Consider the following 599-nt stretch of genomic DNA (forward strand, 5'->3'; position numbering starts at 1 on the left):
GCAGTGGCACAGCAACCTTGCCATAATCCCGATCCCCACCAATTGGGGCTTAAGCCACACCATCTGGCCTATATCATCTATACCTCCGGCTCCACCGGCCAGCCCAAGGGCGTGATGCTGGAACACCGCAACGTGGTGAATTTTATCCATGCCCAGCATAAGACCAGCGAACCGAAAGGGGGGGATCGCATCCTGCAATTCGCCACCATCGCATTTGATACCTCGGTTTCCGATATTTTCCCGACCCTCGCCTCCGGTGCGACGCTGGTTCTGCGCCCGCCCCATATCCGCATCCCGGATATGACCTTTGTGAACTTCTTGCGCGAGCAGAAAATCACCATTATGGATATGCCAACCGCCTTCTGGCACCACTGGGTGCAGGAGATGATGGCCGGACGCAGTGGTTTTAGCCCACACCTGCACACCCTTATTGTCGGCGGCGAGAAAGCAGAGCATCGCCATCTGATGAACTGGCTATCCCATCCCGAAACCCAGGGCTGCCGCTGGATTAACTCCTATGGCCCGACGGAAACCACGGTGATTGCCACCACCCTGAAACTGGACAACCAAAACCTTCCGCCTTTCGACGGGGCTATCCC

The 599-nt window shown here is 56.9% G+C and carries 1 protein-coding gene; it reads left to right on the forward strand.

The window, feature by feature from the left end; all coding sequences use genetic code 11:
- Window positions 1–599 (forward strand): AMP-binding protein (locus Xkoz_RS19345; RefSeq protein WP_141554464.1); only part of this gene is annotated, 599 nt, incomplete at both ends.

It is taken from the genome of Xenorhabdus kozodoii (genome assembly GCF_002632875.1).
GTDB lineage: Bacteria > Pseudomonadota > Gammaproteobacteria > Enterobacterales > Enterobacteriaceae > Xenorhabdus > Xenorhabdus kozodoii.